At 64.7% G+C, this 8,436-nt stretch carries 9 protein-coding genes; 3 read left to right on the top strand and 6 right to left on the bottom strand.

The features are described from left to right. Positions 1–166 precede the first annotated feature (166 nt). A complete protein-coding gene (locus GR138_RS07870; protein ID WP_160858046.1) occupies positions 167–1,084 on the bottom strand; it encodes a LysR family transcriptional regulator in 918 nt (305 codons plus the stop codon). A gap of 164 nt (positions 1,085–1,248) precedes the next feature. Here GR138_RS07870 and GR138_RS07865 point away from each other — a divergent pair, with 164 nt between their 5' ends. The 3 genes from GR138_RS07865 to GR138_RS07855 all read left to right on the top strand — a co-directional run bounded on the left by GR138_RS07865 (position 1,249) and on the right by GR138_RS07855 (position 3,897). Further along, the gene (locus GR138_RS07865; protein WP_160858045.1) at positions 1,249–1,698 is read left to right on the top strand and encodes a nuclear transport factor 2 family protein; all 450 of its coding nucleotides are present in this window, start codon (positions 1,249–1,251) and stop codon (positions 1,696–1,698) included. Positions 1,699–1,854: 156 nt separating this feature from the next. Beyond that, positions 1,855–2,313 carry a YbaK/EbsC family protein gene (locus GR138_RS07860; protein ID WP_160858044.1) on the top strand — a complete coding sequence of 153 codons (459 nt, stop codon included), beginning with the start codon at positions 1,855–1,857 and terminating at the stop codon, positions 2,311–2,313. A gap of 291 nt (positions 2,314–2,604) precedes the next feature. Further along, a complete protein-coding gene (locus GR138_RS07855) occupies positions 2,605–3,897 on the top strand; it encodes an NCS2 family permease (RefSeq protein ID WP_160858043.1) in 1,293 nt (430 codons plus the stop codon). Between the two features lie 52 nt (positions 3,898–3,949). Here GR138_RS07855 and GR138_RS07850 read toward each other — a convergent pair whose 3' ends face one another. The 5 genes from GR138_RS07850 to puuE all read right to left on the bottom strand — a co-directional run bounded on the left by GR138_RS07850 (position 3,950) and on the right by puuE (position 8,358). After that, entirely contained in the window at positions 3,950–4,747 is a 798-nt protein-coding gene (locus GR138_RS07850; protein WP_160858042.1) for an SRPBCC family protein, read from the bottom strand. Further along, complete coding sequence (locus GR138_RS07845) at positions 4,731–5,342, bottom strand: winged helix-turn-helix domain-containing protein (protein WP_160858041.1); 612 nt, start codon at positions 5,340–5,342, stop codon at positions 4,731–4,733. The genes GR138_RS07850 and GR138_RS07845 overlap by 17 nt, the downstream gene beginning before the upstream one ends. Positions 5,343–5,439: 97 nt before the next feature. After that, positions 5,440–5,925: an ureidoglycolate lyase gene (locus tag GR138_RS07840; RefSeq protein WP_160858040.1), complete on the bottom strand. Its 486-nt coding sequence runs from the start codon at positions 5,923–5,925 to the stop codon at positions 5,440–5,442. Beyond that, on the bottom strand, positions 5,922–6,929 hold the full coding sequence (alc, locus tag GR138_RS07835) for an allantoicase (RefSeq protein ID WP_160858039.1): 1,008 nt from the start codon (positions 6,927–6,929) through the stop codon (positions 5,922–5,924). The genes GR138_RS07840 and alc overlap by 4 nt, the downstream gene beginning before the upstream one ends. Before the next feature lie 10 nt (positions 6,930–6,939). After that, the gene (puuE, locus tag GR138_RS07830; RefSeq protein ID WP_160858038.1) at positions 6,940–8,358 is read right to left on the bottom strand and encodes an allantoinase PuuE; all 1,419 of its coding nucleotides are present in this window, start codon (positions 8,356–8,358) and stop codon (positions 6,940–6,942) included. Between the last annotated feature and the right edge of the window lie 78 nt (positions 8,359–8,436).

The raw sequence follows: 8,436 nt of genomic DNA, 5'->3' as shown, positions 1-8,436 counted from the left end.
TCAGGCTCATAACCTGAAGGCCGCAGGTTCAAATCCTGCCCCCGCAACCAAAGCAAAAAAGCCCCGTAGACAGAAACGTCGCGGGGCTTTTTGTCGTTCCCGGGGGGCTTCGCGTCGGGGCACCGCAGTCGCACCCCAAGGCAGAGGGAGCGGAGCAGGGGCACCCTCAACCGATGCCCGGCGACTGCTCCGCATGTTCGCGCAGGCGATTGATCAGCCACCGTCCGGCCGGGCCGGGTGGCGTGTCGCGTCGATGGACCGCATACGCCGTCACCAGCCTGTCGCCCTGCCATATCGCAGGCTCCACATCCAGCTCAACCAGCTTTCCCGAGGCGATGTCTGCCTCGACCATCCAGGCCGGCATGCCGCCCCAACCGAGCCCCGCCTGGAGAAACGCGTGTTTTGCGCCCAGATCGGCAAGCCGCCACGTCTTCTGTGCGATGACGCCGAATTGCCGCCCCTGTGACAGGCTGGATCTGTCGGTCAGCACCAGCTGGACATGGCGGGACAGTTGCTCGCGTCGAACCGGTGACGTCAGTTGCGCGAGCGGGTGCGATGGCGCCACGACCATGATCAGGCTGAAGCTGTGAAGACGCTCCGCAATCAGGTCCTGCGAAAACAGCGGCGCGACGCCGGATACCGCGAACGAGTAGCGCTTTTCCAGAACCGGTTCGATGACCGCGCCGAGGCCTTCGACATAGACTCGAAGCTGCGTATCGGGAAAGGTGCCCTCGAAATCCGTGACGGCCGATGTGAAGATTTGGATCGGGAACGTGGCATCTATGGCGATGGCAAGTTCGGGTTCGATGCCGCCTGCCAGATCCCTGGCGCGCGCCCTGAAATGGCCGGCCTGTTGCAGCACGGCGCGCGCTTCATGGGCAAGCGCGGCTCCGGCTGCGGTTGGCAGGGGATAGCGGCCGGCGCGTTCGAACAGCGTCACGTTCAATTGCGTTTCCAGGCCCGCTATCGTTTGGCTGACGACGGACTGCGCGCGGCCGATCTTGCGCCCGGCAGCGGAAAAACTGCCCTCGTCTACCGCCGCGACGAGCGTGCGCAACTGATCGAGTGTGATGGATTCAATCATATCTCGTTCCGGGAATTGTTCGCCAAGGGGCAGTAGCAGGCGATCGGCGGATGGTGGTCGTACTCGTCCATATATCTCAATGGCAGATGGTTTGTATCGGATAATATAGGCTATTCCGATGAATCAGAGTGCTCCATGCAGAGGAAACAAACAGGGAGACCCCGATGTCGCATATCTCTGGCTCATCTACCCCGTCGCCGCGCGACGTGGCTGACCTGTATCTTGCAAGGGTCGGCGCATTCTGGGGCGCACCCGAGGACCCGAAAAAGAGTGCGGCAATTGCCGATCTCTTTGCCGATGATGTGGATTGGCATGTTGCGGGCGATCCTGCCCTGGTGCCCTGGGCAGGCAGGCGTCGGACCCGTGATACCGTGTGCGCCTTCTTCCCGGTTCTGGCCCAAGGCGTCGAGCCGCGCCGATATGAGGTGAAGCGGATCCTGGCCGACGACACGATGGCGGTCATCGTTGGCGATCTGACGTCCGCGATCCGGTCAACCGGCAAGCTTGTCGAGTCGCCCTTCGCCATCGAATTCACGGTTCTTGACGGCAAGATCACGCACTATCAGTTGCATGAAGACAGCTATGCAGTGGCGCTTGCCGCCAGCGTGCGGTAGGCAGGCACGCCGGCTGGGTTCCCGCAGCAAAAAGCGTCCATCCAGAACCCTGGCACGTTTCTGCGGCCGGGGTTTTGTCCGTTCCAGGGAAGAGGCACGGTTGGCTTTGCGGGCAGCCCCTTGCGCAACGGCCGTGTCACTGGCTATGAACGTGCCATGTCACTTGAATCCGTCCGCACCTTCTTCTCCGAACATGCGCCAGACATCGCGGTGCTCGTCACCGAGCAGAGTTCGGCGACCGTGACGCTCGCCGCGGAGGCGCATGGCGTGGCGCCGGAGCAGATTGCCAAGACGATCTGCCTGCGGGTCGGCGAGGAGATCGTGCTTCTCGTCGCGGCCGGCACGGCACGGCTCAGCAACCGGAAATTCAAGGATCGCTTTGCGGCAAAGCCACGCATGCTCGATGCGGAGCAGGTGCTGGCCGTCACGTCGCACCCGGTTGGCGGCGTCTGCCCGTTCGGCCTGCCGGCGCCCGTGCCGGTCTATTGCGACGTGTCGCTGAAACCCTTCGAGGAGGTGGTGCCGGCAGCAGGGGCGACGAATGCCGCGGTGCGCATCGCACCCGATCACATGGTGCGCCTGGTCAAGGGCGAATGGGTCGACGTCTGCGAATGACGCAAACCCCTGCCACTCCGGCAGAATACACCTCCCGACGGACGAATTGTGAAAGAGTTTCGCAAAAATGCGGGGCAATCCCCGGCTGGAAAAAGTCCGCTCAAACACGCACTATGACGAAACTGTGATCAACCGCGGCCGGCTTCCGGCGGACAGCGGCGCGCGGACGCGGGAAGCCGCGGGCAGGCGGTTCGCAGTCGCGAAGCGTCGGCTAGGTTCCGGGTTGCTGGAGGAGCAATCGGCCCGGAGGTTTTGCACGGCGCGCCTCAGGCAGCGCCAGGGGGAGAAAACATGTTTGAACGGCTTTTCAAGCTGAGTGAGCACGGCACGTCCGTGCGCACCGAGGTGATCGCGGGTCTCACGACCTTCCTCACCATGTCCTATATCATCTTCGTCAACCCGGACATCCTGTCGACGACGGGCATGGACCGGGATGCCGTGTTCGTGGCGACCTGTCTTGCCGCAGCACTCGGCTCGCTGGTCATGGCGCTCGTCGCCAACTGGCCGATCGGCATGGCGCCCGGCATGGGCCTCAACGCCTTCTTCGCCTTCACGGTGGTGGCGGCACTCGGCTTCACCTGGCAGCAGGCGCTGGGTGCGGTGTTCATTTCCGGTCTCATCTTCGTCATCCTGACGGTGACCGGGGTGCGCAGCTGGCTGATCGAGGGCATTCCGCACTCGCTCAGAAGCGCCATCGCTGCCGGTATCGGCCTCTTCCTCGGCATCATCGCGCTGAAGAATGCCGGCATCGTCGTCGACAATCCGGCGACGCTTGTCGGCCTCGGCAGCCTCAAGGAGACCGGGCCGCTGCTCGCCATCCTCGGCTTCTTCATCATCGCCGTGCTCGATGCGCTGCGGATCAAGGGCGCGATCCTGATCGGCATTCTCGCCGTGACGGTGCTCTCCTGGATCACCGGCGTCAGCCAGTTCCAGGGCGTCGTCTCGGCTCCGCCGTCGATCATGCCGACCTTCCTGCAGCTCGACATCATGGGTGCGCTGCATGGTGGCCTGCTGCATGTCATCCTGGTCTTCGTGCTCGTCGAAGTGTTCGACGCCACCGGCACGCTGATCGGCGTCGCCAAGCGCGCCAACCTCATCCAGGAAGGCAAGAAGAGCCGCCTCGGCCGCGCGCTTCTCGCCGACAGCACGGCGATCGTCGCCGGCTCGCTGATCGGCACGAGCAGCACCACGGCCTATGTCGAAAGCGCATCCGGCGTACAGGCCGGCGGCCGCACGGGCCTCACCGCCTTCACCGTCGCCATCCTGTTCCTTGCAGCACTTTTCATCTCGCCGCTGGCCGGCTCCGTGCCGACCTATGCGACGGCTCCGGCCCTGCTCTACGTGGCCGGCCTGATGATGCGGGAACTGACGGAAGTCGAATGGGAAGACCTGTCGGAGGCGGCCCCGGCGGCGCTCACAGCACTTGCCATGCCCTTCACCTATTCGATCGCCAACGGCCTTGCCTTCGGCTTCATCAGCTACGTCGTGCTGAAGCTGTTCACCGGCAAGTGGAAACAGATCCATCCGGCAACGGCGATCGTCGCGGTGCTCTTCATCATCCGCTTCGCCTTCTTCGCGGAATAGGACCAATCGTCTGAAGGAACGGGCCGCGCTCATCACGCGGCCCGTTTTCGTTTCAGGATTTTGCGATGCCGTCGAGCCAGGCCTGCCATTGCGGCTCGGCCGCTGCGGCGGTCTCGCCGGCCTTCGGTCCGTAGAAGAAGCGGCAGACGCTGAGCCGGACCGTTTCCCCCATGCGGTAGATGCCGAACAGGCCGACGCCCGGCACGTCGCCGGCAATGTGCATCAGGACATAGCGCTGTTCGGCGTCCTGGCGCACGCGGGTGACCTCGCCGTAAAATGTTTCGCCGGCTTCGACCGTCCAGTTTTCGCCGGCATCGGCCGCTTCGTGGCCAAGACCGTCGAGCAGCTTGCGCCAGACCACGAGGTCCTCGCCCTGCGCATTGGCGCTGATCTGGAAGGACGCGGCATTTTCACCCGCATGATGGGAGAGGTAGAGCCGCAGCACTTCGATGAAGCCGGGCCAGCCGGATTCGAAGCCTTCCATCTGGTTGTCCCAGTCGTCCGTCGCGTTGAACAGGGAATGCACCATGCGCACGAGGCACTGGTCGCCCGAGCGGGCGACGATGGAGATTTCGGTGGCGATCGGCGGGGCGTTTTCGGCCCAGCCCACCTCGACATAGCCGAAGCGGTGCGGCGGTTCCCAGCCCGTGACCGTGCCGCCCGAGGTGACACCCGGCATGAAGTGGAAGGTGAGCTGGCCGCCGATCTTTTCCTCGATCTCGGCGCGGGTGAACCAGGCGGCATTGCCGGGGCCGGTCGCCATGGCCTGCCAGACCTGTTCGGGCGTGCCGGCCAATAGAAATTCCATTTCCACCCAGCGCTTGCCGCTGGCGTCAAATTTCGTCGGCATCGTCTTTCCTTTCGGTTTCCGGAGGGGCTGGATAGGCGGCGACCACCAGCCTGTGCGGCCGTCCACCCGGGGTGGTGTCGTCGTGGTAGCGGATCGCGAGGGCTGCGACCGCGTTCGCAAGGTCTGCCGTGAAGGCCGCGCGGTCGGCGGGCGACGCGAAGCGGATCGTCGTGTCGATGGACAGTGTCGCCAGCCGCTTGTCCGCCGCGCGCGCACCGCGCCAGAGCATGCCCACTTCGCGCACGATGCGGGCGGCGAGTGCCACGAGATAGCTGGCGGAGAGGCGGTCGCCATGGATGGCGGGATCGGCGCCAATCGGGCCAAGGGCGGTGGGCGAGACGACATAGGCGCGCGCCGTCGCGACCATCAGGCGCTCGGTGATGCCGCCCCATTGGCGCGCCTCGGCCTGTTCCACCAGCTTCTGCTCTTCCAGCGCCTTCAGATGATAGTTGATCTTCTGGCGCGTCAGGCCGACCCGGCCGGCGAGGGCCGCGGCGGAGGAGGGAACGGAAAGTTCGGCAAGCAGCCGCGCCTTGATCGGGTCAAGGGCGAGCATCGCGGCGGCCGGGGTGTCGAGGATGTCGAGGTCAAGCATGCCGCAGGATTCCATTGACAAGAAAATTTGTCAATGGTGGCGAAGAAGTGCCGGCCCGTGGAGGCGGGCCGGCGGATCCGCATCCCCGGTGGATGGATCAGCGGATCAGGAAGGATTCTTCGTAAAAATGCTCTTCGAGGTTCACGCCCTCACCGGCACGATCGACCACGGCAAAATCGGACACCGTCTCGAGCGGTGTGAGGATGCCGTGCCAGACATTGCGGCCGATATTGACGCCCTGTCCCGGTGCGGTGCGGAAGGCGATCGGCTCGGCCGGGCCGTTTTCCGTTTCCTCGGCGACGACGACGAGGAACGGGCTTTCGCCGAGCGGGATGAAGGCCTGGCTGCCGAGCGGATGGCGCTCGACCATCTTCAGTTCCAGCGGCAGCGGATAGGGCTCGCCGCGCAGCAGGCTGATCATCGGACGGGCCTTCTCGCCGGTCGTCTCGATATTGGCGAGGTCGTGGTAGCGCGTGCATTTGCCCGCATTGATCGGGAAATTGTGGGCGCCGTCCTGCTCGATGACCTGACCGAAAGGCGCAAAGGCCTCGCGGGTCAACGGTTTGATCTCGATGGTCTTCATGTCTTTCCTCCCTCGGCCAGATGGCCAAAAACCCGCAGACGGCTGATACCACCGTCCGGATGGATGTTCAGGCGCACATGCGTCACGGCACCCGCCTGCTTTACGAGATGGCCATCGAACGTGTGGATACGGTCGGCGGCCAGTTTCTGCTCGGGCAGGATTTCCTGCCAGAACATCGACGCGGCTTTGACAAGGGTGGGGAGGTCCCCCGTCGTGCCCGTCAGGTCGGCGGCCTGCATGGAGCAGGCATCCGGGTAGTTGCCCTTGAAATGGGCGGTATCGACGACGATGCTTTCGATCGTCGCCCGTGCGGCAAGCTTGACCACGATCCATTCGTGGCCCGGCTCGCGGCGGCGGCTGGTCTCCCAGCCGTCACCCATATTGACGCCACGGCCGGGCGCTAGCAAGCGCTGATGGCCGTAGTGCCCGTTCGAGAATGCCACGACCTGCCCGCCGGAAAGGGCGGAGGCGAGATCGATCGGCCCCTCGGCCGGTTCGAGTGCCGGCGTACCATAGACGCGCAGCCGCGCCACGCCGCCATCGGGATAGATTCGAATCCGCACGTGGCTGTAGAGCCCATCGCAGGCGCAGTCGAAGAAATGCTGGGCGCTCGGCCCGAGCTGGCTTGGGGCGAGCAGGTTGACCCATATCGTTTCGTCGTCCGGGCCTCCCGGTGCATGACAGCCCTCGATGGCGCAGGCCGTCGGGTAGTTGCCCGTGAAAAAGGCCGTGTCGACATCGAAGCCGCGGATGCGGCCGGGCTTCGCCAGCGCGACGATGGCGTGGTCATGGCCCGGCCCGCGCCGCCGGCGTGTCTCCCAGCCGTCCATCCACTTGCCGTTCTCGTCGTAGCGGCCGGGATGGTAGACGGCGGGTTCGTCGGCCAGCATGCGCGACAACGGCCCGAAGAACTCGTCCGTGGCGAAGAGGCCGCGTGCCCCGAAACCTGCCGAGGCAAGATTGATCGTTCCGCGCGCAAAGGCGGGCAGGGCGGCGCTCGACATGGTCCGTCACTCAGGCCGGCAGCAGCGCTTTGAGCCGCAGCAGGGCGATCCGCTCGACCTGCTTGCAGGCGGTGGCGAATTCCGTGTCGCGGTCATTGGCGATGCGGTTTTCGAAGGCGGCGAGGATGCTGGCTTTCGTGTTGTCGCGCACGGCGATGATGAACGGGAAACCAAACTTCTTGACGTAGTCGGTGTTGAGCTCGGTGAAGCGCGCGCGCTCCTCGTCCGTCAGCGCGTCGAGGCCGGCAGAGGCCTGCTCGTCGGTCGAGCTTGCTGTGAGGCGCTTGGCCTGCGCGAGCTTGCCGGCAAGGTCCGGATGGGCGACGAGCACGCCGAGGCGCTGTTCTTCGCTCGCCGCACGGAACTGGAAGGTGAGCGCTGCCGCAAGGCCGATGGCGGTATCGTTCGCCGGCGAAAGTTCGCCTTCCCAGGCGCGCCGGGCGATCCACGGGGAATGTTCGAAAATGTCGCCGAAGCGCGTCACGAACGCCTCTTCCGCCATCTGCGAGGGGCGTTCGGTCGCGGGCTGCGGCGGATGGTTTTTCGCCCAGTGCTCGGCGATATCGACGCGGCGCGGGATCCAGACCTTCTCGTGACCCTGGATGTAATCGATGAAGCGGGCGAGCGCCATGACGCGGCCGGGACGGCCGATCAGGCGGCAATGCAGGCCGATGCTCATCATCTTCGGGCTGCCCGCCTTGCCTTCCGCATAGAGCGCGTCGAACGAATCCTTCAGGTAGCTGAAGAACTGGTCGCCGCTGTTGAAACCCTGCGGCGTGGCGAAACGCATGTCGTTGGCGTCGAGCGTGTAGGGGATGATGAGCTGCTGGCGGCCGGCATGCTCGTACCAGTAGGGCAGGTCGTCCGCATAGGTATCGGAGACGTAGTCGAAGCCGCCTTCTTCCGCGATGAGATCGACGGTGTTGACCGAACAGCGGCCGGTATACCAGCCGCGGGGGCGTTCTCCGGTGACGAGCGTATGCAGGCGGATCGCCTCGGCGATCGCTGCGCGTTCGTCTTCGGCCGGCATGTCCTTATGCTCGACCCATTTGAGGCCGTGCGAGGCGATTTCCCAGCCGGCATCGAGCATGGCGGCGACCTGGGCGGGCGAGCGCTGCAGAGCGGTGGCGACGCCATAGACCGTAACGGGCACGGCCTTTTCCGTCAGCAGCCGGTGCAGGCGCCAGAAACCGGCGCGGGCGCCATATTCGTAGATCGATTCCATGTTCCAGTGGCGCTGGCCCGGCCATTGCGCCGCACCGACGATTTCGGAGAGAAACGCCTCGGACGCCGCATCGCCATGCAGCACGCAGTTTTCGCCGCCTTCCTCGTAGTTCAGCACGAATTGCACGGCGACGCGCGCTTCGCCCGGCCACTGGGCCGCGGGCGGGGTCTCTCCGTATCCGTGCATGTCACGGCAATATCGCATGGGAACGCTCCTCCAAACGTAGTTGATGGCAAATGTCTAACCCAAGAATCGTGTGCGCCATTCCCCCGTAAATTTTGA

Source organism: Shinella kummerowiae (assembly GCF_009827055.1).
GTDB lineage: Bacteria > Pseudomonadota > Alphaproteobacteria > Rhizobiales > Rhizobiaceae > Shinella > Shinella kummerowiae.
The sequence above is the reverse complement of the archived record's forward strand: the minus strand, read 5'-3'. Positions and strand labels throughout refer to the sequence as shown.

Coding starts and splice junctions, on each gene's coding strand:
- GR138_RS07870 (WP_160858046.1), bottom strand. CDS start 1,084: ATGATTGAATCCATCACACTCGATCAGTTGCGCACGCTCGTCGCGGCG.
- GR138_RS07865 (WP_160858045.1), top strand. CDS start 1,249: ATGTCGCATATCTCTGGCTCATCTACCCCGTCGCCGCGCGACGTGGCT.
- GR138_RS07860 (WP_160858044.1), top strand. CDS start 1,855: ATGTCACTTGAATCCGTCCGCACCTTCTTCTCCGAACATGCGCCAGAC.
- GR138_RS07855 (WP_160858043.1), top strand. CDS start 2,605: ATGTTTGAACGGCTTTTCAAGCTGAGTGAGCACGGCACGTCCGTGCGC.
- GR138_RS07850 (WP_160858042.1), bottom strand. CDS start 4,747: ATGCCGACGAAATTTGACGCCAGCGGCAAGCGCTGGGTGGAAATGGAA.
- GR138_RS07845 (WP_160858041.1), bottom strand. CDS start 5,342: ATGCTTGACCTCGACATCCTCGACACCCCGGCCGCCGCGATGCTCGCC.
- GR138_RS07840 (WP_160858040.1), bottom strand. CDS start 5,925: ATGAAGACCATCGAGATCAAACCGTTGACCCGCGAGGCCTTTGCGCCT.
- alc (WP_160858039.1), bottom strand. CDS start 6,929: ATGTCGAGCGCCGCCCTGCCCGCCTTTGCGCGCGGAACGATCAATCTT.
- puuE (WP_160858038.1), bottom strand. CDS start 8,358: ATGCGATATTGCCGTGACATGCACGGATACGGAGAGACCCCGCCCGCG.